This is a genomic window from Natranaerobius thermophilus JW/NM-WN-LF (assembly GCF_000020005.1).
In the GTDB taxonomy this organism is placed as follows: Bacteria; Bacillota; Natranaerobiia; order Natranaerobiales; family Natranaerobiaceae; genus Natranaerobius; species Natranaerobius thermophilus.
In genome coordinates this window covers 2,683,412-2,709,864 of sequence record NC_010718.1, presented here as the reverse complement: position 1 = coordinate 2,709,864, position 26,453 = coordinate 2,683,412, and the positions used below count along the sequence as shown (strand labels likewise).

Here is a 26,453-nt window from a genome sequence, read left to right as displayed (position 1 = left end):
AAGTAAAAAAATCAAATAGAAAGCGAGGCGAACTATCCTGTTAAAGGCATATAAGTATCGACTATACCCAAATGAAATACAGAAAGAACAATTAGCAAAAGCTTTTGGGTGTGTTAGATTTGTCTATAACTACTATTTAGCCAAGAAAATAAAACTGTATGAAGATAGGCAAGAATCTTTGTCTAAAATAGATTGCAACAACCATCTAAATAGAGAACTAAAGAAAGAACTTGTATGGCTTAAAGAAGTAGATAAGTTCGCCTTGACTAATTCTATTTACAATCTTGATACTGCTTTTCAAAATTTCTTTAGACGAGTAAAACAAGGAAATAAACAGGCTGGATTTCCTAAATTCAAGAGTAAGCACATTAATAAATTCAGCTATACAACCAATTTCACAAACAACAATATAGAAGTTAATTTTTCTGAAAAGAGAATCAAATTACCTAAACTGAAGTGGGTAGAAGCTAAAGTACATAGGGAATTTGACGGAAAAATAAAGTCTGCAACAATATCTAAAAACCCCAGTGGCAGATACTTTGTAAGTATTCTTGTTGATACAGAGATAGCAGAGTTACCCAGGGTGAACAAGAATATAGGTTTTGACCTGGGTATTAGTGATTTTCTAATCGATAGCGATGGAAATAAGATATCTAATCCTAAAAATCTATCCAAATACGAACGGAAATTAGCCAAACTGCAAATACAACTATCCAAGAAGCAAAAAGGCAGTAACAATAGAAACAAGATGAGAATTAAAATTGCAAGGCTTCACGAGAAGATTTTAGATGCCAGAAAAGACTTCTTACATAAATTGTCTTCACAGATTATAAACGAAAACCAAGTTATAGTCAGTGAAGACTTAAATGTAAGTGGTATGACTAAGAATTCTAAACTAGCCAAATCAATATCAGATGCATCTTGGTCAGAATTTGTCAGACAACTAGAATATAAAGCTAACTGGTATTCTAGAACTTACATTAAAATAGGTAGGTTTTTCCCATCAAGTCAACTATGTTCTAGTTGTAGAGTAAAAAACACAGAAGTTAAATATCTTTTAATTAGAGAATGGGCTTGTGATAACTGTGGAACCCATCATGATAGGGACGTAAATTCTAGTAAAAATATTCTTCAAGAAGGACTTAGAAAGTTAGCCTAACAATAAATGTAGGGTAGGAACTATCCGAATTAACGCCTGTGGAGAATACGGTGCAACAAGGCCGGTCTGAGAAGCAGGAAATTCTAGTAGCGATACTAGAAACTCGTGACTCATGAGAGGTTCACGCTTTTTATAATACAGGAAAAAAATCATATCTTAAATTATTTAACAAGTTAAATTTTAAATATCAAGATAAGATTGCAGAATGCTTGGATATTGCAAAAGAGCTATTTGATTATTCTAGATCTATAGAAGATAGAAATAAGAGAATGGAAAGTTATTTCAATTCTTTCCAACAAGTCGGTCCTTTTTTAGATAGTTTGTTTAAAAAATACGATCTTTATGAAAAAGAAGAATCATTTGATATTGAATATATCACCGGTGAATATGCGGTAACATTTGGTAATACATCTTCCTACGAATATACTACAAATACAAAAAACATTAACCAAACCATAATAATAAATTACAGCAATGTCAAAGGTTTAGAAATTAATGAGTCAGTAATAGATTACATTAGAAAGAGTGATGACGACAATCAACCAAGCTATGAAAATTGGAACTTGCTAAATGTTAGCTAACTAGTGGACAAGCTGGGGTTTAAATGAAAAGCAATTGCTTTTTGACTAATATAAGAAGAAATATAAATATCTAAAAATTCTTGCGATTTCGCTGGATAATTCAACTATCTTTATTTGAAAGGAACTAAAACAGAAAAGATGATAAAGAGTTAGAGATGGTGGGGAAAATGAAACGTATCAAGAAAGGCTGCAAATAGAAGTGCGTAAACCTACCGGTATCAAGATAGATGAATATCTGGAGAAGCACAAGGAAATCAGATATAATTATGACTTTGGCGATAACTAGTGATTGATGATAAGTATCGGAAATAGAAATGGGGGAATTCCCGGTGAAATATTCAGAAGTGGAAATAAAGAGGTTAATGAAAATCAAAGATATGAGTCTTGATGACCAAGTGAAAGTTAATATTCTAAACTTTATAAGGACGATCCACCTTAACAATCAAGACTTCATAAACTCATCATTCGGATCAAAGTTCTTTGGAGAGCTTCCCATGACATTTCAGAAAAATGCAGGTCAAGTGATGGGACTTATCACAGCTACAGTCGATGGAGAGGTAAGGAAGTATGTATTTAATGATCAAGGGTATGAGGAGATAGAGGATTTATTGCAGCTTATGGAAAAATAAATTTTTCCTTATCACGAGTTATTAATAACACCCTCCATACTAATTTTAGATATGAATTATTTATTAATATATTCTATATCTCATAGAGAACTCCTTGACGTAGTTGATGTTTTTGCTGGGATTGATGAAGTAGAACCGACAGAGCGACTTTGTGTTTGAGCAGTTTCAGATGTAGGGTTGAAAAGCAAAAATGGATAGTTTATGATTGTAATCATGTAAATATGAAATGCCGCAGATCAAGCTTTCGGAAAGATTGAAGGATATTTTACTGATTCCGCCAAGAAAACTAAAGAAATCATAGCTGATAACGAAACATTTTTTGATTCACTTAAAGATTTAAAAGAGATAGTAGTGATTGGCCATTCTTTATCTCCAGTGGATCATCCATACTTTAGGAAGGTAATCGATGCTAATAAAGATTCGAGGGAAATACTTTGGAAAATCAGCTGGCACAGTGATGGGGATCAAGACAGGATCAAAAAATTTGTAACTATGATGGGTATTAATGAGAAGAATATTTCAACCGGATCCGATGTTAGTCAACTCATTGATCTTAGTTCGGGAAGATTGTATTATCCAGGGCATGTTTTTTGTAAGGCGTTGAAGGATGGGATAGATATCCAATAGGTTATAGTAGTGGTTCTAAAATTTGGAGTAGCTCCTACTTGCCTTTAAAGGAGCATATTGATTGGTGCAACATGAATGGTGCTATAATTTGGTTGAAAAATAAATCCGGAACTGTTAAAGGTTTGGAAATTTGGGGAAGTGAGTAAAAGAGCTAAATAAAGATTTGGATTGGGGGTTTAAAACATACCTATTAATTTTCTTTGTCATTATTGATTACTTTGACTGTGTTTTTATTTTTAATATTGATATCAGGCGTAGCGTATTTTGTCTTATTTCTTCGTTTTTTTAAGTAGTACCAAATTATAATGTAAAAAATTGAGAAAAGCTCCAATGCATCAAAAGCTCTAAAAAAATTATTTTCTAATCGATCAATTAAGTTAACAAAAACAATAAATATACACACTATGTGAAAGTTGGACAATAAGTTCCAGAACCAACTACCTAATATATTGAATAGTTGTAAGACAGCTACTACATGATGCATATTATCACCAACCACTTTTTTATTAGTTTGTACCCCTAGCTTCAAACTATACAAATAGGTTAAGACACTATTATTGAGGAATGTTTCCTGCTTGTATAAGTGATAATTTGGGGGATGTAGGGAGAGTTTATAAATGGATCGAAATCAAGAATTGGAATATAGAGGTAAACTAAGAAAGATTATGAATAGATACTTAGATAAATCACGAAAGTTTTGTGAAAAATACAGCGTTCCTGATGGATTATTAGATATAATGACATTTGTTTATACCGATAACAATATCCCTTCTGAATTATTATATAGTGCTAAACTGTTTAATGACTTTGATTACTTCGTGTTTTCTAAAAGTACAAAAACACTACATGCAATCAGAGCACTATTGAATGAGCAAGATTATCATTTTGATGAAGATATAATGATGCTGGTAAGAAGTATCTTTGAAGGCCATTTATTTAGTAGATATTTTAGAGATAAAATTGATGACGATCAAAATAGAGAAGAACTGATAGAAGAATTCATAAGAAGCCCTATAGGGGTGATTACAGACTACTTTTCACTGAAAAGAAATAAAGTAATAGATCAAAACAGTAACTTAGTCGCAGAGAGGAAAGGACCTAGTAAAGTAAAGCAGGGTAAAGATGAAAACTACTATTATTATTTTTACTCGTATTTATGTGAATTTACACACAGTAATTTTGGAACGATGAAGCATTATTTTAATGGTACACATTTCATCTATGATAAACAAAATCTCCTTTTAGAACCTGTTTTGTTTTCTGTTTTTGCATTTACAAAAGTATTTGAAGGTATTGCGACTGTTCAAGGTGAGAACTTCGAAACATTTCACGTTGAAAAAAGTTATTATGAATTAGTATATGATGCTTTAGACTTACAGGCTGAAATTTTTGATTACCTAATTGATAAATATAAAAACAGTGAACCGGATAAACTTGATTGGATTATTCAACTATATCTGTCAGAAGGAAATCCGAAAGGCAGAAATGATAAAATGGTTAAAATGATGGGGAAAATGAAAAATTCATTGTATGAAGAAATTGGAAGTTTGAAGAAAAATAAACAGGATAACAATGGGTATTTAATTAGACAATACCCTTATTGGGACTAAAGTTATTAAAGAAGTACAATTATGCTATAGCTTGGGAAGTAAATGAAAGTCCAATAAAAAAGAATTATTTGCTTGAAAAAAACCAAAGAATTTAATTTGGCTGGGTTAGTAATTTGCAACTAAGGAATAAGCACTGTGAGAAGTGATTACCCTCATGTCGAAGGTGGAGAAGGTACTATTAAAAAACAATAATATAATCAACATAGAAATCTTAGCAATTATTGATTTATTCATACGCATCCCCACCTCAACAACTCTTACTAGTACCGTCAAGTTACAAAAAGACAGTACCAACTCCCGTCGGGCTGCCCAACCCTAGTAAGAGTACGCATGTTGCCATGCGCCGGGGCGGAGCAAATACATTATACCATTCAATTTAGTATATGGCAAAATTGAATGATATCGTGTTAAGCTACTATAGGTATGGTGGTTATGTGGGAGAGTAATGGGTGACGATGGAAAATCATATTGGCCCGGGTAAGTGAGTATTCAGAGGTGATATCATTGGATTTAAGTTTACTAATCTCAACAATAATAACTTCGACTGCTGCATTAGTTGCGATTATTGGCGGATTCTTGGTAAGCAGGGTTATTACATTATCCGGTGAAAAGAATTCAATTCAGAAGAAAATAAGGGAAATTGATAAAGAATTAAATATAAAAAAAGAGATGCTTGAATCTGCAAAGCAGGTAGTGGAAGAAGAGGATATTGATGATTTTGTTCAACATTATGCAGAAGATATACTTTTCAACAAAAAATCGTTGGAGGACATTTTAGAAGAAGAGCAGAGTATTAATTTAAATAGAGACGTGATTGAATCTACCATAGATAGAATTTTAGAAATCTCTCAATTCATTAAGGATAAAATTAAGTCTACAGATGACAATTATGTACTTCCAACTGATTTTAATGAGTTTATTCGTGATAATAAAATCAAAATTGATGAAGATAGAGACAGAAGCTGGTATGAGTTAATATATGATATAATTTTACGTCATATACCCCAAAAACAACCGGGCATTTTAAATGTTGACGTCCTTAGTTCTATTTCTGACATTGGTTATTTCAAGCCGATACTTTCCTCTCAAGAATATAATGCCAATGTTCGAAAAGTGAAACAACTTGAAGAAGACATTAAAGTACTAGAAGCATTAATGAATGCAGAACAAGATATGCTAATGGGTTATGGAAAAATTTCTGGATTATGGGGTGGACTGGCAGTACTTATATACGCTTGCATAGTTGGGATAATAATTCCAAGTTTCTTATTACCATATCCGATAGGATATTATGATGATTCGGCTATTAGAATATTATTGATAGCGTTATTTATAAGTGAATTAGTAGTGCTATTTTCGTATTTAGGATTTTCAATGTATAGGTTAACTAAGAAGGACGATATGATTGAATGAACGAAATTTGTAAAATAAGGATTAAGAATTTGAAATAAATATTTTATTGGGGTGAAGTAATGAATAGTAGGGCGAGGATTAAATTGGTGGCATTAGCTATTGCTATTCCATTTTTTGTTGCATTAATAATGGAAATGAATTTGATCTGGGAAGTAGAAACTAATAATGATTGGATTGGCTTTTATGCAAGTTATTTTGGTTCCATAATAGGAGTCTATGGCGTGTATGAAGTTATGAGAATAGATCAAAGAAAAAGAGAGGAGGAAAGGAACGATGACTTATTCCTTGCTAACCTTTCATTTTACAAAAAGATTGTTTCAGTATTGAATGTTGACCACCTTAATAAACTAAAAAAGAGTATCTCTGAAATGAAAAGTAATTGGGACATGGTTGACACCTTTACTAAACACAGGTTAAAACAAATTGAGAGCAAACTTGAATATTGTGATGAAATTGAGGGTTTGTGTAATGCTGTACAAGATTATATTTTGAATAATCTTTATGATGAACTAAAGGTTACTATATACAGATCTGGAGATGAGTTTAATGAATCAATAGAATATGAAGATGTTCCGAATAAAATACTTAAAGAAGTTGCAAATATTGTAATTAACAATTCTGATGTGGAGCTACTACATGAAAATTCCATTGAAATTAATATATCAAAAGATCAACTGCTCAAGAAATTTGAAAAAGACAATAATACAAAAGGGTATGGTAAAAACATAGACACTATCTACACAAAACTGTCTCGAATTAAAGATTCAAAAGAATGGGCTAGATATATATCTAGAAGAACGGCAATATTTAGTCAAATGAATGAGTTGAAAAATTGCATAAACAAACGAATTGAGAAAGTACTTAGTTATTAAGAACCAGTGTTAAGGACAGAGACTTTCCACAAACTGGATTGCTCCTTTAGGAAAGAATGTGACTAAATTTGAGAGCGAATTTGCTAAGAACATTAGAAAGATATTCGATTATGCTTCCCACGGTGTAACACACAAAGAAGTAAATGAGAATTTCTCCTACTCACTACGAAAAGTACGGGAAGTTTCCAAATTAATGGTATGATACGAGGGATTATTTAATTAAAGATAATGAAAGGTTACCCATTGAATTTTTTGCTGAAAGCGAAGTTGATAATCAACGTGTTGAACCAGGTGGATCTGGGGATCTGCCCAAATGGGTTCTTGATGAAGAAAAACTAGCTTTCAAATCAAAAGTTTTTGTGAGTACTACAGGAGTTAAATCTTTCGGGCTGGACGAGACTAGGTAGCAATCGATTGGTACAAGCTATTCAACACAGCGTATTACTGCATTAGCTGCAGGATTATACCAAGAGATGGACGAAGATCATGGATTTTCCGATGCCTGATTTTAATGTAAAACTTAGAATTGATGTTGAAGTGCGAGTATAATCTTGGATAATGGGACTATCTTTTTTAAATGTAGATAACATTAACCTGTTTGAAAGGAGAAAATTATGGATAGGTGGGAATATGTGAAAGATAGTGAACTCTTTTCTGTATATATAATATCTCTTGTAGAACATGTTAACGGTTATTCAAAATTGCTGTATGGTCTAGGATACCCAATTAACGGAGAAGTACCAAAGGACAAATTGTTTAACTACACAATATCAAATAACGGGCCAGGGAAATTACAAGTTAATCGTTTGACTTGCTTTTTAACGGGAGATAAGTTAAAGATTTTTTTAGATAAGATGGAAGAAGGTAAAAACCTTCAAACTATAGCAGGCGAGCTAGAAATTGAACTTGATAAGAAACTAACAGAAGAACTTAAAGGTTTACACCTGAAAACAAAAGATTATAGGCACAGACCGCCCGTATTTTTAGAAAATAAGGAATCGGTTAATTATTATAAATTAGAACCTATAGCTTCTCTCGCCAGTAATCCAGTGATTTGTGAATCCATTATAAATATTGAAAAAGAAAAAGTGATCGACTTTGATGATGGTGGGTATGAACAGTACGACGTGATGGAATTTATTAAAGATACCCTGAAGGAAGAATTTTCCTTCAAAATTCCTGGGCCGGATATTAAAAGACTCGGTAATTTTGAGGTATTTTCATATCCCTTCGTAAGTAGTAAAGATGTTAAGCCGTTAACCACAAAGGTGATCAAAGAAAGTGAAGGTTATTGCTTAACTGGTGTTAAAGTTAATATCAGACCGGGTAAATTCAAAAATAATGTTTATCTAAGGTGTAGGACACGAAACGGTCAAGTAATTATTGGGGACCAGTTAAAATTTGTAAAATGTGCAGAAACTGCTCAAGAGATAACTTTTCCTATTAATGAACCTTGTAGTGATATTGAAGTCACAGTTTGGGATGCTAGTGAAATTGATAACCAACCCATTAAACTTTTATACGAATATAGAGTACCACTTATGCGTTCTTTGAGCTTTGATATGGGGTTAATAGGTTTGAGGGGAAAACTAGAAGACAAGTGGACTAAAAAACTTGAGAAAAAGAGTGGAGGTCAAAAGGTTAACAAAAAGGTTGAAAGGATTAGTAGAGAAAATTTTCAAATTGGTGGGTTTGATAAAGACCCTTGGGTACCTGCTGGAAGCGAACTTAATCGGCTATTTAGATATTATTTTCCTGAGAAATCAAAAGCTCAGTTTTTTTCAAAAGGCTGGCAAGATGAAAATAGTTTTGTTAAGTGGTTTCAAGATATAATCGGTAAACACAAGACTAAAGAGGTTATTATAATTGATCCATATTTTGATGATGAAGCTGTATCTAAGTTCTTGGCCCTTGCAAAATATAGTGATATAACATATAAAGTAATGACTGATATTGGGTTTCGCGACAGTAATATTGAAGATAACATAATAAACGGTTGCAAACAAGCGGAACCAATGCTTCCTCCAAATGTTGAGGTACATGGCCTATTTAGAAAGAACAGGGGTACAGATCAGATATTTCATGATCGATTTGTAATTTTGTTTAGTGAGAATCAGTTAGAACAGGTATATCTGCTTTCCAATTCACTGAGCGGCGTAGCTAAAAACCATCCATCGGTAGCAGTTCCCGTTCCGGATAATGTCAGCCATGACATAGTAGAGTATTATTTAAAACTTTTTAACCAATGTGAGGCTGAGGGAATCCCTAAAGTTGAAGTTAAGCTTTTATGGCCGCAGAAAAAAGATTCCGCGAGTACAAGGGGAAAGAAAGTAAGTGAAAATGGTGTTGAGGAATTTCCCGGGTTCCTCGAATTAACCAAAGTACTTTTCGATTCTAAAGAAATTCCTCTTGATCAAATTGGGGATGACTATAAACTTCAGATAGCTGAAAAGGAACAAATTAGATGTAAACAATTTGAAAGGTTAGGTAAAAATATATATTATTATTTGAACTATGATAAAGATAAAGCATTAAAGCTCTGGTGTGGGATAGCTAACTGGGTGGTAAGAATATCCGATAATGATAGAGAGAAAATATTTAACTGGTTAAATGAGTTAGATTATAGAGAGGCGTTAACAAAGGTAACTAAATCTTGTATTCTAGAATCTATAGAAAGAGAATTTCCCATTGGGGTACAAAATTTGAAATGTAATAATGAGAATATTAGTATAGCTAGGAATTCTTTTTTACCTTTTACTAATATGGGTGAATTTGCAAAATCAATGCTTGAATACCATTTCGGAAGGTATCACTCTATTTATTCGGTAAGCATGGCATTTGAATATTTGTTAAGCTATAACCCCGAAGAAGCCATTGATGTTTTAACTCGTGTTATAGAGAAGGCAAAAGAAAAAGAAGGGACGGTACCAACAGTTGATTTAGCACCTTGTTATATAGTAATTTCAAATTGTTTGAATGAGTTATCGACTAAATTATCTGCTGACATGATTCGTAATGATTTCCGTTTTTTAAGGATCGGGTTACAAGCAGAAGCAGATGTCATCAGGGCACTTTCTGCAGCAGCTATTAGTAGTTATATAGTTGAGGGTCAAAGAAAATTGAGCGATTATGGCAATGAGTGGGTTGAAGCTCTTTATTATTTGGATTGTTTAAAAGAACCTATGGAAAAAGTACATTCTTTAGCTTGGGTAGCGTATGAGTGTCAGGTACTTAGAAATCAAAAAAATGATGGTTCACCACTTAATGATACAATGGAACATATTAAGAAGAAAACTGTTGAACTTTGGCCGGAAGAATTTGAAGATAACACTGAATTTCGTTTAATTATGAAGAAATTTTCTGGACCTATCGAGGGAAGCTATTCCAAAGATTTATGTGATGTTTTGAAGCAACTAGTTGAGTCTAATAAAGTGTCAGCGGAGATGGTCGGAGATTATATTATTAAAGTGTTGAAAGAAAAGATAAGTACGCACTTAGAAGATGGTGATAAATACTATCCTCCCGTTGACAGTGTTTTTACTTACAATGTCATTCTTTGCTTTTGTGAAATTTCACCACAGAAAGCATCTGAACTTGAGGGTGTATTGAATACATTAATAAATCAGTCTAAAAGAGTATTAATTAGACCATTTATTAAAACTCGGAAATATGAGAAATGGAAGAACTCTATTGAAACCCTATGCTGGTGCGGTACTGCACTTCTATGGTTAGATAATGAAAATAACAATGTGAAGGAGACTTATTTAAATATTTACTCGTTATTACAACAATATGTTGACGATTTCGATGACAGTTGCGGCTTATACAATATGTTTAAAAAGGAAGGGGAATATGTAGGATACCTTATAAAGTGATTGATGATAAGTAGCTTTGAGCCAAAGGCTCGGGTAAGTTACAAAAATAAAACATCAATTTGAATAGACCTCACTGGACTTGGTAAAATAACTGATAAATGTTGCATATTTGTAACAAAAATGTTGACTTTAGTATACAATGAAGTATAATATAGTCAAAGGAGGTGGGTCTATTGAATGGAATACTAGGTGAGCAAATTAGAGTCTTGCGAGAGTCAGCGGGTAAAACTCAAGAAGAGATTGCGTTCAAAATGAACTGTTCTAGGCAGAAAATTGCTAGAATTGAGAAAGGTTTAGTAGATATATCTTATTCTAATATATTAGATATAGCGCGGATCTTACAAATTTCTCCCCGTGAAATAACTAGTGTTATTGAAGACGAGGAAAATAGTCAGCCTATGTACAGAGTGAATGGGGCTAATTATGCTGATGATCAATTTAATTTTATAAATGACATGATCAATACTTTTTATGCCCACAGGAGGTTGTATAACAGTTTGAAAGAGGTTGATGATAATGGACAAAAGTAGAAGACTTGAGATAGAAAAATTAGTTGACAATGTAAGAAATGAAAGCAATGTGACAGATTATGGATTTGAAAATATTTTTGATGCATTAGAAAAACTTGGAGTTAAAGTTATTAGATATCCCATTGGGAAATATGCTTTGCTCGGATTTTCTTTAGTAAAGGATACGGATAAGATTATATTTACAAATTCTTCAAGTATTTTGTCGCGAGAAATCTTCACTGCTGCACATGAACTGGGACATCAAAAACTTCACTTATCAGAGCACGGGATAACGATGATAAAAGATAATGATTTAGAAGAAAGATATGAGTCTGAAACAGAAGCTAATTATTTTGCGGCCTGTCTTTTGATGCCCGATGATAAGGTCAATAAATTTATGAAATTGGTACTTAATGATAAACCTCCCCACTTATGGACTGGTTGGGATATTGCACGGATCCAAACGACTTTTAATGTAAGTTATGACATGGTTTTATATAGACTGAAATTTTTAGGTATACTAAACGAGTCACTGTTAAATAAATTATATTCGGAAAAAGCAGAAAAGACGGCTACCAGATTATTAACCGCTATTAGTGGGAATAGTGACTTGTGTAAAGCAGCTGAAAAAATTAAAATCCCTGATGAATTTTTAGAATGGGTGATTACTAATTATCATAATAAACTCATATCTGAGGAAAGCGCCAGAAAAGCTTTGAGTTATGTGAAAGTAAACTTAGACGATCTAGTTTTCGTTGATGAACAAGAACAACTACAAGAAAAGGAAAAAGAAGAACTAGATGATCTAATTGGGAGGATGGAATGATGCAGGCGTCACTCGATACAAACGTGATCATCCATTTATACAAAGCTGACATGCAGAGTGTTTTATTTAAAAGATTTAAAAATGTTGTTATTTATGAATTTATTAGAACACATGAATTAGAACGACATGCAGATGATGAAATTTTGTCTTTATTCGATCAGGATTGTAAACAAGGTAGGATAGAAATGATAGATGATAAATATATTCGTGACAATGGGTTGTTTAAATTATTTGACAATCTTGTTCGAGACTATAGAATTATTTTTGACGATTGTGATTTAGGTGAAATTTATGCTATTTCTTTGGCAAAAATTCTAGGTTGTATTTGCTTAGTCACTGATGATATTAAAGAGAAAGGGCCACATTATACATTAATGAGAGAAGCAGAATCGGATGTTATTCCCCTGGCTTTTTATGAACTTTTATTCATTGATTATTTGGATGGAAAATTAACTGCTGAAAACTTATTAAGTCATTTTAATTTGGTCTGTGAGGTATCATGTTTGAATATTGACATTGAATCAAAGGTGAAGGCTTTTATAAGAAGGTTTTGGACAAGCCCTTATGATGAAGCTGAAAAGACCTGGATGAAAGAATATTGTGATAGTAATAATATTAATGCTAAACAGAAAATGAAAAAATTACAAAAAGTCATAGAAAATAATTGAGAAAAAATAATAAGTTCCTTTTCTTATTATTTTTCTAACTATTTTACATAGAGGTTTTAGCAATAATTATTTTGTAATGATTTCAACTTTTTTAACTGTTTTAAATGAAAATCTTGGATAATTTTGATTAGCAGGGAGGAAATTGTCTGTTTTAGAAGAATTTATAATAATTGGTAGTTAGATATGTCATAGCATACTGAACATTATTGGATTTTTTATGCCAAATTTATGCTGCAGTATTTGGAGGTGATATCTTGGAAATATTTAATAAGTTAAAATTTGCAATTATAAATGTAATTATTTTTCTATTAATGGGGCTATTATTATATGTTGGTATTTACAACTTACATAATTATCCTGTTACAGTAGTAGGAGGCCTGGCTTTAGTTTCTAGCTTATTGATATATTCTTCTTATAGAGTTATTCAGGCGTCTTAGGTGGTGAAAATTATGGGACCTAAAAAAACCTTAGCTAATGATAAAAATAACATTGCCTTATATATTTTATTATTTGTTACTGCCATTTTGCTAGTATATCCCCCATTTTACCGGGGATTATTTTTTGATATGGAGCTACTTTTTTATAATGTTCTGAGCTTTCTCTTTTTTGGGATTTTCTTAGTCTATAATTTAGCCACTAGAAAAGAAAAACTATTACAATCTCCAGTTGATTTTATATTATTGGCTTTTTGTTTTATTTATCTCATCAATATTTTTGGAGCAGTAACACCTAGAGAGGCAGTTCTGGAATTGTTTAAAGTAGCCAATTATTTTATGATTTATTTAATTGTTTCTCGGCTTCCCACACAAAAAACTATCCAGTGGTTAATGTATGCTTTAGTAGTAGCTGCCGTTGGAGTATCCTTTGTAGGACTTGGAGCGGGTTTTGAGACTTTTGAATATCCCGGGGCCATGGGAAGGTGGGGTAGAAGAATTTTTACCAGCCTTCAATACCCCAATACTGCTGCCTCCTTTTTAACAGCCGGTTTTTTTGTAGCTTTATCACGAGTAATGGATGAAAAACAATCCTTTATAAAATCAATCTTCGGTGGAGCGGCTCATTTCATTCTCATAACCTTTGTATTTACCATGTCTCGGGGAGCATGGTTGTTTTTCCCTGTAGTTTTATTACTGTTTTGGGTTCTAAATTTCAGAAGGTTTATTAATGCTTTTATATATGCACTGATTCCGGGGATCGTTTTTTTAATCACTGCTATTCCTATATGGGATGCTATCCAGGAAGATGTGGCAGTTGGATGGTTGTATGTGGTTTTAGGTACTCTGGCTTCTATGGCTTTAACCTTTGTCTTTTCCTATTTCTTTGAGGGGATTGGCAAGTTAAACAATAAATCGGTTCACTACGGTTTTATTGGTATTTTAGCAGTTATAATTTTAAGTGTTTCCATATATGGTGCCACAAATTATGAAAAAGCTATGGATTACATGCCCGAACAAGTACAAAGCAGGGTAGAGGCCATAGACTTTCGAGAAACAGGTCTTGGCACAAGAGGGGAACTCATGGAAACGGCCTGGGCCATGATAAAGGACAGTCCTATACTTGGTGCCGGTGGAGGGGGATGGGAACCCCTTTATCACAGATATATGGAACGGGATTACTGGGCTACGGAAGTTCACAGTCATATCTTTCAAGTTGGTGTGGAAACAGGTATTCCCGGTATGTTGATCTTTAGTGCCATCTGGGTTGGCCTTATATATCAGTTTTACATGATATGGAGAAAGAAACCGGAAAACTACTATCCTGCCAGTGGGATATTTGTAGCTGCTTTTGCCCTGGGTGGACACAGCATGATTGATTTTAACCTGTCTCTTCCGGCAGTGGCAGTTTATCTCTGGGCTTTATTCGGCTTATTGACTTTTTATTACAATGATGCGGTTGGAAACAGAGTAGGGGATATAGATGAAAGTGTTTCTAAGAAAACAGCTTCCAAGAAAAAGCCCAAAAAATCAAGGAAAAAACAGGGGATATTCTCCGGTGAGACCAGGCTGGAAGTGGTTAATAATATTGCACCCTATGTGATGCTCTTAGTTACAGCTATTATGTTGTTTTATTCCACCATGGTGTATTTCGGATACCGAGATGGTAGGCACGGTGCTGCAGCTTTACAGGAAGGTGAACTAGATGTAGCCATATCAAGTTTAGAAAGGGCTATTACTAGAGATACCTTGAATTCTGATTTTCACTTTGATTTAGCAATGGTCTATGAAGGAATGTATCAACATACCGGGGAGATGCAATATCTTGAAAAAGCTGTAGAAACCGCTGAACAAGGTTATGAACTCAATCCTGAATCAGGAGCTGTTCACAGAGAACTTGGTGAGCTGTTAATCAGAGCAAATCAAATAGATAGAGGTCTGGAACTTTTAGAGAGAGGTACTCAAGTCCAGCCCTATTACAAAGATGGGTACTTGCTATATGCTGAAGCTCTTTTGAATCTAGGAGAAAACAGCTTACAGGATGGTAATGTGGAAGAAGGAACGGACTATTTAGAAGAAGTGATAGAGTTTAGAGATGTATTCTTAGAGCACAAAGATCAAACAGATGAATTTGATAGCTTTATCTTTAAAGCTTATGTGCTTTTAGAAGAATATGAAAGAGCTCTAGATTTCAAAGAGTATATTGAATTGTCCAGGTCAGGGGACAAACTTCCCTACATGGCGATAATGTATCATGAGCTAGAAGATGACGAGAGCTATGAAGAAGTCAGAGCGGAAATGGAAGAGGATGAGGATGACCATGAAGAGTATCAAGAACAATACCAGGAGTTGCAAGAGCTTTTAGACTAGTTTACCACCCAAAATGTGGCCTAAATGGAAGGAAAATCCCGATGCGTGTTGAATAGATGTATGGAAACCAATTTAAACCAAACAAGAAAGGTGTAGTGCGATGCTGGTATTTAGACAACTAAAATTAATTATAGCCATAATAATAGTGTTTCTTCTTCTGGGACTGGGATATCACTTTCACAGTCTTGGAGACAGTTATAGCAGTGTGACTGCTAATCTCATGTTTGAGAATATCCATCAAGGAGAATATCCCGATGGAAGCAGTTTTGATAAAAATGACTTCTTGAGTGATGAAGTGCTTGAAGGAGCCCTTGAAGAAACAGGATTGGATGATCAACTTTCTAGAAGGGAGCTATTTCTCCATTTAGAGGTTGAGGGTTATATTCCTGAAGAACTTCGAGGAAGAACCAGTGATGCAGTAGATGAATTCCATCCCAATGAATATAGAATTAATATAATCGACGGGGAAGCTCTTGACCTAAGCCAGGAGGAACAGTATCAGCTGTTACAGGCCATAGTGGATCAATTTGAACAGGCCCATGGAATAGAACTTGGTATGGAACATCCTTTATCAGATTCTTTTAAAAGTGATGTGGAAGAGGTACTGAGAGATGATTATCCCTTTGTCCCCATGGTTTTAGAGCATCAGGTAAATATGTTAGCCGATAACGTAGAGGTTTATGAAATGCGAAATCCCAGTTTCCAATCTCAAGAACATGGATATACATTCAGCGATATGGCCTATCATCTTGAGGACCTGAAAGAAACTAAAATAGGCGAGATCAGGGCCATTATAAAAGAGCACAATCTCACCACAGATCCTGATGTCACTTTGAGAAGATATCAGAACTTGGTTGAGGATCTGGAAGTAGAGATAGCGGAATACGAGGAACGCTCTGACTATGCCAGAGATTTACTGAGCCAGATAGAAGATGGTGAATTTGACCTGGAAGAGGAGTATGACATTGAGGAAGGTGAAGATAGCGAAAACATTATCCAGGACCTTCTTCGCCAGGATTACATACCGGAACTTTTAGAACGATCCCTAGATGCCGGGGTAGAAGCCCAAGCCTTGAATGTAGATTTGGAGTACTACCGTGACATTATGGAAGGCATTGAAGCCGGAGATATAGCCGAGGGAGAAGAAGCGGAACAGGCCATGCAAGAAGTAAATGAGGAAATCGACGGAGTTTTATCGGACTTGGATTATTATGTACAAGCCGTTGAAGATATGAGAAGGGAGTTACTGGCCGGTGAAGATACGGTGCAGATTACTCAAGGCCCTAGAGAACGGGGCGTGAGAAGTATAATTATAAATTTAGGATTGTTTGGAGTAATGGGAGCCTTTGCCGGTCTGGGAGCGGCAATAGTTAAAGAGTACCGGAGAGATATTAGCCGAGTGGTTTCTAATCAAAAAGATGCCTTTATGGATACGGGGGAGAAAGACAATGACAAAACAGGATAAAAACAATCAACAAAAACAAAGCCAAGAAAATCAAGAGAGACAAGATCATACCGTCCAAGAAAATCAGGACTTTGGTGAGCAGGAGATAGACCTGCGGGAACTGATCGAAGTCCTTCTAAAACGCAAATGGCTTATTGCAGGGATTATGGCCGTAGCTGTCTTTTTAGCAGGGATATTCACTTTGTTAATCCGTGAGCCCTATGTGGCAACCATATTGGATATGGAATTTGATGAAATAGAGCAGGGAGAATACCCTAGTGGAGAAGCTTTTTCCACCTCAGATATTATATCTCCCTATGTTTTGTCCCGGGTAGTGGAAGATTTGGAGCTTGACAGGTATGATCTGGGAGTTCGTGAACTCCGAGAGGTATTAGAGGTGGAAGAACTGTATTATCCCGTAGATGATGACGATGAAGAAACAGAACCGGCACATCAATATCAACTTACCATCTATGAGCATGAAGATATCGAAATGTCAACACAGCTCAAGAGACAGATTATTTCCCGGGTAATAGATGTGTATCAACAGGAATATACTAGTGAATTTATCGAAAGACCTCCCTTTCCTAGGTTGACGGAAGATCATGAAGAATTTTTAGATATGGACTATCCTTTTATAGCCAGGAATTTGCGTTCATATCAAGGAATGTTTCAAGATCATATAGAGGAACTCCTTGAGGAAGCAGATGATGAGGAAGAATTTGCAGAAACTCCCATAGATGAATTTTATTCTTCAACTTACGGAATGTCCTTTCATGACTTGTTAAGGGATTTAGAATCCCTAGAAGAAACTCAGTATCAGGATATATCAGCTGCCATCAGGACCAATGCTCTTTCAAAGGACCCTGAAAGAGCCATAACGAGATACAGTCAAATGATAGATGAACTAGAAAGAGAAGAAGAGAAAAAACAAAGAGAAGCCGATCATGTCAGAGAACTTCTAGGAGATGCCGATCAGTTGAGGACGGGAGATCTTCCCAGCATGTTCCCCAGTGTGATTGAAGAAGGGGATCACGATCTACTGGGAGAGATTTACGATAAGTTGTATGCCGATAACTTCTATCCCCAGCTGTTAGAGGTTTCCTTGGAAGCTGCCGATGATTCCATAGATAAAAAATACGAAATCCAACGTTTGGAAAGAGATATTGAACGGATGGAAGCTGCTAAGGCTGCTAAGAATAGTGATGATGTAGAGGATAACTCAGTTGACAATTTAGACAATAATGATAACTTAGAGGATGACAATGAAGGAAATAATCCCGGCTCAGGTATGGACTTGGAAGAGCTTAAAGAGCAGGTAGATACGGATATTTCCCGATTAGTAGCTGATTTAAACCGCTTGGTAAATATACACAATAATATGATGGAAGAATACTATGAAGAACGAGCCCGGGAAGGAATCAGCTATGCCAGGATGCCCTTTGCAGGAACTGAAGGAGGTAACCTGCAGTTGAATGTGGCCCTGGGAGCTGTCCTTGGTCTCATGATCGGAGTCTTCGGGTCTTTCTTCCACGAGTTTTGGACAAGAACGGATAGAAATAAAAAAGAATAGTATGCTATATATGAGATTAAATACTATAATCTTTTAGTGTGAACAAAACCTAGAATCTGGACTTTATTTATTAATAAGGTCCATGATTCTAGGTAATTTTTAGCTAGGGTGGAGTTGATAATACTATGACTAAACTGTTTAAGCCTACAGCACAACTGAAAATAGCTTTAACCCCCAAATGTAATAATGACTGTCCAATTTGTCTTAATAAAACAACAAGAAATAGGAATGATGGTGTAAATGAACAACTTTCTGTAGATAAAATAAAGCAACTTATTGATGAAGCTTCTGATATTGGGATGATTGGTGTTTATTGGACTGGCGGTGAACCTTTAATGGAGTATGAGAATTTATTAAAATTGTCTGACTACTCATCTGAAAGGGGTTTACTTCCAACGGTTATAACAAATGGTGGTCTTATAGGAGCTTATGGTAATTATAAAAAACAAAATCAGGAAATACTTAATAGAGCTGGATTATTTAATCTGAATACAAAACAGATAGTAAAATCATTAAAGGATGCCGGTGTTATTAGGGTATATTTCAGTGTGGATAGTAGTCATACAACCCTTCAAAATGTCTATTCAGATGTATATAATGCTGTTCCTACAGAAGCTGTATCAAGAGCGATTAATGAATTTTTAAATGAGGGCTATGGCAAAAAACACTCTTTAGATGCAATTGGCTATCAACTGAGAGTGACGGCGACTTCAAGTGGTTCACTAGATGAATATACAAATCAAATCGTAGAAGACGTTATGAATAAGTTGGGGATGAACTTAAAAGAAAAATCTACTAATAGTAAAGTATATGAAAATGAAAAAGGACAAGTATTTTTAAGACATTTAAATGTAGCCAGTATCGGAGATGCAGAGAAATTTGATGATGATATTTTAGAGAATAAAAAAGGTGAAGATTTATTTGATATTGAATGCCCACATTTCATTCCCAGAGAGAATGCCTACGATGGTGGAAAGCACCATGGGGATTTATTTATAGATTGTGATGGGATAGTTTATACATGTGGGAATCATGCTTATCCTGTAGGTGATATTTATGAAGAATCCTTGGTATCAATAATAGATGGTATTAATAACCCACGTTCAGATGGGCGTTTTGGATTAACGAGAAAAGTTTATCACTCCTTATTAGTACTATCAAGGTATATGGAAATTGAAAATATGGCTATAGGCAAAGCTTTCCAAATGATATATCAAGAAAATCCGGAACTTCTTGATAATATTCAAACTCAATGTGGCGCTTGTAGTTGCTTGGGATACGATGAGGATTTACAAAAAGCATTTATAAATGCTTTTTGTAAGCAATATTCTTAAGCCAACAAAAAGCTAGTACAAAATTTAAAATAAGAAAAACCTAGAATCTGGACTGCTAAAACTTATGTATGGCATGGTCCAGAATTCTAGGTTTTTTATTTGTCAACTACCTACCTATTCAGTTCCAGTTTTCGATTCTTGTAGGAGCTGTTTTTCTAAGAAAGTTAAATCTGCAGCTATTATTTCCTCCATGGCATGTAGTTCTTTTTTCATTTCATTTGTATCGGAAACCGTATTGTCAGTGATGTAAATTTTGTCATGTTTTGTCTTGGAGACATTTTCCTTTTCTGTCAGGAGTTCTTCGTAGAGTTTTTCTCCAGGCCTTATTCCGGTATAGCTTAATTTAATATCCTTTTCCGGCTCCAGCCCGGACAATTTGATTAGATCTTTTGCCAGGTCAACAATTTTTACCGGTTGCCCCATATCTAGTACATAAATCTCTCCGCCTTTACTCATTCCTCCGGCCTCTATGACTAACTGGGAAGCTTCAGGAATTGTCATGAAGTATCTTGTCATTTCGGGGTGGGTAATTGTGACTGGCCCACCTTTACTGATCTGTTCCTTAAAGTGAGGTATCACACTACCTCTGCTTCCCAAGACATTACCAAACCTGACAGCTGTATATTTGGTTTCACTTGTTTGAGCCATGTTTTCTACGATTAGTTCTGCAACTCGTTTAGTAGCTCCCATGACACTAGTGGGGTTAACGGCTTTATCTGTGGAAACCAATACAAAGCGCTGGGATTTATGGTGATGAGCTGCATCTACCAGGTTTTTTGTGCCGTAGATATTGTTTTTAATGGCTTCTTCTGGATTTTGTTCCATTAATGGCACGTGTTTATGTGCGGCGGCGTGAAATACTACATCGGGCTCGTAATCTTTGGCGATTTGAAATATTTTTTCCCTGTCTTTAACATCGGCAATGATGGGTACCAATCTATTTTTAGGAAATTTTTCTACCATTTCTCTATAAATTTCGAAAATACTGTTTTCACCGTGTCCTAAAAGTAATATAGTTTGAGGATTAAAGTTGGCAATCTGCCTGACGAGTTCCGAACCGATGGAGCCTCCGGCCCCTGTAACCAAGACCACTTTATTAGTTAAATAACCGGCAATTTGATTTATATCCAGTTCGATGGGATCCCTTTTCAAAAGGTCTTCGATTTCTACTTCTCTTAAATGATTGATAGAAACCCTACCAGAAATTAAGTCATGAACAGCGGGTATAATCTTAGTTTTAATAGAATAATCGCTACAAGTTTTTATGAGATAGCGAATCACCTGTTGAGGAGCTGAAGGCATGGCAATTACAACTTCGTCTACATCTTTTTTCTTGGAGATTTTAACAAGTTCATCGGTAGAACCTAGAACTTTGACTCCGTTCACACGACAACCCTGTTTTTCCTGGTCATCATCCAAAAAACCAACAATATTTACTGAGAGGTCTAGCTGGTGTTGGTTTAATTCCTTTAGAGCCATATTGCCGGCATCTCCAGCACCTACTATTAGTACGTTTTTTCTATTTTTGGGTTTTTGCTTTTTTAGAGGACTCAAGCCAAACCGTTTATATATATTGAGGACTCGAAAGCCCAGCCGATATCCTCCGAGAAATACCAGGTTCAAAAATAAGGAGATAAGATAAATGCTTCTGGGAAACATCATGTCTAAAGCAACAGTAGCTGCATAAACGGAAATGGAACCGATGGTGATGGCTGTTCCCAGGACTATCACATCGTGAATACTGGCATAAGACCACAATCTGTGATACAGCCGAAAGACTATACAAGTGAGAATGAATACTGCCGTTATCCACCAGAAACTATCCTGATACATAATCAAGTATTCTTCCGGGACAAAACCATCGAATCTAAACAATAGTGCCATGATAAAGGCCAGGTTGAACAGATACATATCTACTAGGACCTGGATTCCTCTTTTTATGTATTTTGCAGTCATAATAATCAACTCCATTTATTAAATTATTATAGATAAGCTATTATTGATAATTTATTCATTGATAGGAAAAAACCTCCAAACTATAAATTCTCTGCAAAACAATTGACTCCTGCTAAAAAATACAATATCTAGCCAGTTATAGCGATTTTTAACATAGTGAAATTTACCACTAAAACCCTTGACAGAAATTGTAGCGTATATTATAAATAATAAGCAGAGAGTTAAGTAAATAATGGAAATCATACATAAACTTTCCGCACGATACTTTTTCGCATTAGAAGTAGCAAATAAACGCTGAATCGCAGCCCTATACAAGAGGTAAAGTGAAAGATAAACAAAAACGATTTAAAATTTTCTTTGAAAAATTTTAAAAAACATGGAACATTCTCCAAGGGGCTTACGTCTGAATGGACGTAGGAATGATTTTCCTGATAAACCAAAAAATATAGTAGTTACCATATTAATAAAGTATTTATTAAAATTATGCAGGACTTTCAAAATTTAGCTAGAATACTTTATGTTAGAGGAAATGTAGCATCTCCATAATACGGGGATGTTTAATAACTTTAAGGCGGACTAATACCTTAATAGTTCTTTGATAACTGAATAGGAGGTTTTTAGATGGTTAGATACAAGGCGCATGCGGCCACTGGATTGAACAGTGGACGGTTACCTGTGTATCTTTCCCTCCTGTAATTTCCGAATGTTAATGCCTTTTGGCTTAATTCTCTTATGTATTTAAGAAATACATAAAACTTTATAAAAGTGCGTATCAGCCGAGCTATCTCGGCATAAGTATATTGAAATACTCCTATAGAGGGGGTGATAATGGGAGAAGGTCAGAAGGAAGCTTAATCGTTTCACAAAGCCAATTGATTTTGGTCGACCAATTGCTTGTTAGATCTGAAGAGCTTTATGTTCTAAAGGAACATAAGGAAAATCAAAAGGAGGGAAAGTTTACATGTCGAACACGCTTAAAAAGACCTTATCACTCATGACAACATTCGCCATGATTTTAACTCTATTCAGCGGCATTGCTATCGCTAGCGATGATGGAGAAAGTGACTCAGTAGCAGAGGCGGTTTACCTTGAAGCAAAAGAAGATGAAATTCCTGAAAGACATTACGACGAACTAGAAGTAGAATTAGAAATCGATGAGGAATATGAATTTAATGAAGACTTCATTGGATCATCAGAGGCTTGGGAGTTTGGTGAAGAGCTTGATGACGAAGAATTTACAAGTGTAGAAAAAATTGCTGACAATGAAGTTGTTATGACTTTTGAAGACTTGACATTACAAGATGGTGAAGAATTAGAAATTACAGTTGAAGCTATGGCAATTAAAGGTGTGGATGGAGTTGAAGAAAAGAAAGCTACTATCGATGTCATAGACCCAACTGAGTACACTGTTACATTTGATATAACTGACGAAGAAGACGAAGCTCTTGAAGGTGTAGAAATAGACATTAACGATGATCAAATTACAACTGACGAAGACGGTGAAGCAACTATTGACTTAAGAGAAGGCGAATATGATTACGAAGCTGACAAAACAGGTTATGAAAGTAAAACTGGAGATGTAGAAGTTGACGATATTAGGACTGTAGATTTCAGTCTTGAAAAAGATAGCGAAGTTGCTGACCTTATAGTTCACGAAAAACCAGAAACTTTTGTAGTGGACGAAGATTCAGAAATCACTTTTGCTTTAGTTAATGAAGCCGGAGACGTAGTAGAAGAAGCTGATGAAAAAGTTGACTTTGAATTCACTGATGTACCTTTCGGATCAGACATAGCCGATCCTGCTTCAGGTGAAACTGAAGAAGGTAAAATTACTGTAGAAATCACTCCTGACGTAGAAGATCAGTATAGACTAAGAGCTGAGCAAGAGAATCACACAGCTCGTGCTGACTTTGAAGCTGTTGAAGAATTACCAGGCGAGTACGACGTTCCATTTAATGTAGTAAACACTGATGGCGATGCTTTAGAAGCAGCTGAAGTTGAGCTTGAAGACGTAGATACTAAAGAAACTGACGAAGATGGAAAAGTAGAATTTGAAGATGTAAAAGAAGGTGACCATGACTACACAGTTAACAAAGAAGGATATGGAGAGGCAGAAGGTACTGTAACTGTAGAAGAAGACATGGACGAAGAACTTGTGATTATGACTGAAGTTGTAGACTACGACCTTGTTGACTACAGTGCATTTGCTTCTGAAATCAGAGACTATGATGAAGATACTGAAATCGGCGACGGTGAAGAAGACGGTGCTGAAATAGAAGCGAGATTCCGTGACAGAGACGGAAGCAGAGAATATGGACCTCACAAGTTTTATGTAGTATTCAGCGAAGACTCTGGAGCTATTAATGAAGATAAAGGCGATGTAAGAGACGTAACAAAAATCAATGACGAAGAATACAGAGTAGTAGTAGACGCTGTTAATGGCGACTTTGACCTCTTTGTGACTTCAACTGTACCAGGAGATATCGATGTTGATTTATACAAATACGAAGATGAAGAAACTAGCATCGATGGTGTAACAATCGAATTTGAATCAACTGAAGATATTGACGCAGTAGAATTAGAAGTTGACGAATATGACGAAATATTTGATGGCTACAAAGTATTTGATGCTGGTGACGATGTTGAGCTAACTGCAACTGCACTAGCAGGAAACTGGGAAGTAGAAGACGAAGATGTAGAATTTGAAAAACTTGAGTACTGCGAAGACGACGGCTGGGATGATGACGAATGGGATAACATTGGAACTGTAGAAACTGACGAAGATGGCGAAGCTGAACTAGACTATGAAATGAACGACTCCGGTAGATATAAATTCCGTGCAATCGCAGAAGATTGGGATAGCGACGAAATGGATGACGAAGATGTTGAGTGGGATGAAACTAAAGTAAGAATCCGATCCGGAGACGCTGACCTAATCGAGGCTGAAAGAGAAACTAAGTATGCAGACATCGAAGAAGACGAATTTGAAGTATATTACAACCTTTATGACGAGCATGGAAACGATATCGAAAATCCAAGTGAATTAGAAGTGAGAGTAACTGACGTAGATGGAGACAGACACGACGAAGACGATGATGGTGTAACCGTTACTTGGTGCACTGACGAAGAAGCACTAGAAGTAGAAGTTGACATGGACGAATTAGACATCGATGAAGACGATAGAGAAGGCTGGTGGGAAGTAAGAGCTCAAAAAGCTGGCACTACTATCAGAGCTTACACTGACGTAAAAGTAACTGAATTTGGCGAAATCGTTGACATGGAAATTGAAATGGATCCTCAAATCGTTAACTTTAACGAATATGTTGACGAAGAGGGCGACGAGTACGAATTTGATGCAGACGACATCATGGAAGTTACACTAATCGACGAACAAGGTATGGAAATAGAATACGAAGCAGACAGTGACGATGACATCGTATTTAGCTCAAGCAGAGGTTCAGTAGCAACTATTGACAGATATGACGCAGAAGTTACTATCAAGTACGAAAACACTGGCGAAACTACAATCACTGCTTATCACTTGGACGAAGAACTAGAAGCTGAAGATAAGTTCTACGTAGGTGACGACCCAGAAGGACTAGAAATCGTAACTGATATCGAGCCAGGTGAAAAAGACGGAACAGTAACTATGTACATGATCGACCAAGACGAATACAGAACTGCTGACGAAGATGACGAAGAATACAACATCATTTCACCTGCAGATATTTCATACAGTGATGTAGAAGACTTCGAAGACGGAGTAGCTACTTTCGAAATCGAAGCTGAAGAATACGAAGTATATGACATCAGAGTAGTAACTGAAAGAGGACTGACTAAGACATTCGAAGCTGACTTCACTGAAGAAGCTACTTACGAAGTAATCTTTGAAGTGTTTGACGAAGAAGAAGTAGCTGTAGAAGACGCTGAAATTGAAATCGCTAACATGACAGAAGTAACTGATGAAGACGGAGAAGCAGTACTTGAACTAGAAGCTGGCGAATATGACTACACAATTGCTAAAGAAGACTTTGAAACTTACGAAGGTACAGTAGAAGTTGAAGAAGACACTTTAGAAACTGTTACTTTAGAAGAAGGTGAAGTAAGAACCTTCATCACACTTACTGAAGGATCAGAAACTATCATAACTGACGGCGAAGTAGACACTATGGATGCAACTCCTGCGATTATTAACAACAGAACTTACCTACCATTCAGAGCTGTTGGTGAAGCACTAGGCGCAGATGTTGATTGGGACGCAGACGACGAATCAGTAACTGCTGAACTAGACGGAACTACTGCAGTATTCTACCTAGATTCAACTACAGCATATGTTGACGGAGACCGATTTGACATGGATGTTGCTCCTGAACTTGATGAAGATGCAGGTAGAGCTCTACTACCAATCAGATTTGTAGCTGAAGCTTTTGATGCATATGTAGATTGGGATGGAGACACTAGAGAAATTGAAATCGAAAGAATCGTTAACTAACTAAATGCAGATAAATATGAAGAGACCGCCTGAAAGGCGGTCTCTTCTTGTTAGATATAAGACAATGGCCGGGGAATTACA

At 35.5% G+C, this 26,453-nt stretch carries 18 protein-coding genes and 1 pseudogene; 17 read left to right on the top strand and 2 right to left on the bottom strand.

The annotated features are described in order from the left end of the window. Positions 1–37 precede the first annotated feature (37 nt). The 5 genes and pseudogenes from tnpB to NTHER_RS12700 all read left to right on the top strand — a co-directional run bounded on the left by tnpB (position 38) and on the right by NTHER_RS12700 (position 4,606). On the top strand, positions 38–1,159 hold the full coding sequence (gene tnpB / locus NTHER_RS12725; protein ID WP_041367176.1) for an IS200/IS605 family element RNA-guided endonuclease TnpB: 1,122 nt from the start codon (positions 38–40) through the stop codon (positions 1,157–1,159). A gap of 209 nt (positions 1,160–1,368) precedes the next feature. After that, a complete protein-coding gene (locus NTHER_RS12720) occupies positions 1,369–1,740 on the top strand; it encodes a hypothetical protein (RefSeq protein WP_012448919.1) in 372 nt (123 codons plus the stop codon). A 329-nt stretch (positions 1,741–2,069) separates the two neighbouring features. After that, entirely contained in the window at positions 2,070–2,369 is a 300-nt protein-coding gene (locus NTHER_RS12715) for a hypothetical protein (protein ID WP_012448918.1), read from the top strand. 246 nt (positions 2,370–2,615) lie between these two features. Further along, a pseudogene (locus NTHER_RS12710) lies at positions 2,616–2,996 on the top strand (AbiH family protein); the annotation flags it as partial. Positions 2,997–3,613: 617 nt separating this feature from the next. Next, a complete protein-coding gene (locus NTHER_RS12700; RefSeq protein WP_012448916.1) occupies positions 3,614–4,606 on the top strand; it encodes a hypothetical protein in 993 nt (330 codons plus the stop codon). A 105-nt stretch (positions 4,607–4,711) separates the two neighbouring features. Here NTHER_RS12700 and NTHER_RS16415 read toward each other — a convergent pair whose 3' ends face one another. Beyond that, positions 4,712–4,840 (bottom strand): hypothetical protein, encoded by a 129-nt coding sequence (locus NTHER_RS16415; protein WP_274377054.1) that lies wholly within the window; start codon positions 4,838–4,840, stop codon positions 4,712–4,714. 234 nt (positions 4,841–5,074) lie between these two features. Between NTHER_RS16415 and NTHER_RS12695 the strand changes: the two genes are divergently transcribed. From NTHER_RS12695 to NTHER_RS12645, 11 genes are all read left to right on the top strand, one after another. Next, positions 5,075–6,019 carry a hypothetical protein gene (locus NTHER_RS12695; RefSeq protein ID WP_148206864.1) on the top strand — a complete coding sequence of 315 codons (945 nt, stop codon included), beginning with the start codon at positions 5,075–5,077 and terminating at the stop codon, positions 6,017–6,019. Positions 6,020–6,078: 59 nt separating this feature from the next. Then, the gene (locus NTHER_RS12690; RefSeq protein ID WP_041367172.1) at positions 6,079–6,891 is read left to right on the top strand and encodes a hypothetical protein; all 813 of its coding nucleotides are present in this window, start codon (positions 6,079–6,081) and stop codon (positions 6,889–6,891) included. A gap of 632 nt (positions 6,892–7,523) precedes the next feature. Then, the gene (locus NTHER_RS12685) at positions 7,524–10,766 is read left to right on the top strand and encodes a VPA1262 family protein (RefSeq protein ID WP_148206863.1); all 3,243 of its coding nucleotides are present in this window, start codon (positions 7,524–7,526) and stop codon (positions 10,764–10,766) included. Positions 10,767–10,939: 173 nt separating this feature from the next. Beyond that, complete coding sequence (locus NTHER_RS12680; protein ID WP_012448912.1) at positions 10,940–11,296, top strand: helix-turn-helix transcriptional regulator; 357 nt, start codon at positions 10,940–10,942, stop codon at positions 11,294–11,296. Continuing rightward, on the top strand, positions 11,283–12,101 hold the full coding sequence (locus NTHER_RS12675) for an ImmA/IrrE family metallo-endopeptidase (protein WP_012448911.1): 819 nt from the start codon (positions 11,283–11,285) through the stop codon (positions 12,099–12,101). The genes NTHER_RS12680 and NTHER_RS12675 overlap by 14 nt, the downstream gene beginning before the upstream one ends. Beyond that, positions 12,101–12,769 carry a PIN domain-containing protein gene (locus NTHER_RS12670; protein WP_041367171.1) on the top strand — a complete coding sequence of 223 codons (669 nt, stop codon included), beginning with the start codon at positions 12,101–12,103 and terminating at the stop codon, positions 12,767–12,769. Before NTHER_RS12675 ends, NTHER_RS12670 begins: the two co-directional genes overlap by 1 nt. A gap of 254 nt (positions 12,770–13,023) precedes the next feature. Further along, the gene (locus NTHER_RS12665; RefSeq protein ID WP_012448909.1) at positions 13,024–13,206 is read left to right on the top strand and encodes a hypothetical protein; all 183 of its coding nucleotides are present in this window, start codon (positions 13,024–13,026) and stop codon (positions 13,204–13,206) included. A 12-nt stretch (positions 13,207–13,218) separates the two neighbouring features. Beyond that, positions 13,219–15,573 carry an O-antigen ligase family protein gene (locus NTHER_RS12660; protein WP_012448908.1) on the top strand — a complete coding sequence of 785 codons (2,355 nt, stop codon included), beginning with the start codon at positions 13,219–13,221 and terminating at the stop codon, positions 15,571–15,573. Between the two features lie 100 nt (positions 15,574–15,673). Next, on the top strand, positions 15,674–17,038 hold the full coding sequence (locus NTHER_RS12655) for a hypothetical protein (RefSeq protein WP_012448907.1): 1,365 nt from the start codon (positions 15,674–15,676) through the stop codon (positions 17,036–17,038). Next, positions 17,022–18,590, top strand: a complete 1,569-nt coding sequence (locus NTHER_RS12650) for a Wzz/FepE/Etk N-terminal domain-containing protein (protein ID WP_012448906.1) — start codon at positions 17,022–17,024, stop codon at positions 18,588–18,590. Before NTHER_RS12655 ends, NTHER_RS12650 begins: the two co-directional genes overlap by 17 nt. Before the next feature lie 125 nt (positions 18,591–18,715). After that, positions 18,716–19,924 (top strand): radical SAM protein, encoded by a 1,209-nt coding sequence (locus NTHER_RS12645; RefSeq protein ID WP_012448905.1) that lies wholly within the window; start codon positions 18,716–18,718, stop codon positions 19,922–19,924. Between the two features lie 114 nt (positions 19,925–20,038). On the opposite strand, the gene NTHER_RS12640 is transcribed toward NTHER_RS12645, so the two are convergent. Further along, positions 20,039–21,880, bottom strand: coding sequence for a polysaccharide biosynthesis protein (locus tag NTHER_RS12640; protein WP_012448904.1), 1,842 nt, complete (start codon positions 21,878–21,880; stop codon positions 20,039–20,041). A gap of 961 nt (positions 21,881–22,841) precedes the next feature. On the opposite strand from NTHER_RS12640, the gene NTHER_RS12635 reads away from it, so the two are divergent. Further along, on the top strand, positions 22,842–26,372 hold the full coding sequence (locus tag NTHER_RS12635; protein ID WP_012448903.1) for a stalk domain-containing protein: 3,531 nt from the start codon (positions 22,842–22,844) through the stop codon (positions 26,370–26,372). The last annotated feature ends 81 nt before the right edge of the window (positions 26,373–26,453 follow it).

Excerpts from the sequence above, each read along its gene's own strand:
- NTHER_RS12645 (WP_012448905.1), top strand. The coding sequence starts at position 18,716 with ATGACTAAACTGTTTAAGCCTACAGCACAACTGAAAATAGCTTTAACC.
- NTHER_RS12690 (WP_041367172.1), top strand. The coding sequence starts at position 6,079 with ATGAATAGTAGGGCGAGGATTAAATTGGTGGCATTAGCTATTGCTATT.
- NTHER_RS16415 (WP_274377054.1), bottom strand. The coding sequence starts at position 4,840 with ATGAATAAATCAATAATTGCTAAGATTTCTATGTTGATTATATTATTG.
- NTHER_RS12675 (WP_012448911.1), top strand. The coding sequence starts at position 11,283 with ATGGACAAAAGTAGAAGACTTGAGATAGAAAAATTAGTTGACAATGTA.
- NTHER_RS12650 (WP_012448906.1), top strand. The coding sequence starts at position 17,022 with ATGACAAAACAGGATAAAAACAATCAACAAAAACAAAGCCAAGAAAAT.
- NTHER_RS12670 (WP_041367171.1), top strand. The coding sequence starts at position 12,101 with ATGCAGGCGTCACTCGATACAAACGTGATCATCCATTTATACAAAGCT.
- NTHER_RS12655 (WP_012448907.1), top strand. The coding sequence starts at position 15,674 with ATGCTGGTATTTAGACAACTAAAATTAATTATAGCCATAATAATAGTG.
- NTHER_RS12640 (WP_012448904.1), bottom strand. The coding sequence starts at position 21,880 with ATGACTGCAAAATACATAAAAAGAGGAATCCAGGTCCTAGTAGATATG.
- NTHER_RS12660 (WP_012448908.1), top strand. The coding sequence starts at position 13,219 with ATGGGACCTAAAAAAACCTTAGCTAATGATAAAAATAACATTGCCTTA.
- NTHER_RS12635 (WP_012448903.1), top strand. The coding sequence starts at position 22,842 with ATGTCGAACACGCTTAAAAAGACCTTATCACTCATGACAACATTCGCC.
- NTHER_RS12700 (WP_012448916.1), top strand. The coding sequence starts at position 3,614 with ATGGATCGAAATCAAGAATTGGAATATAGAGGTAAACTAAGAAAGATT.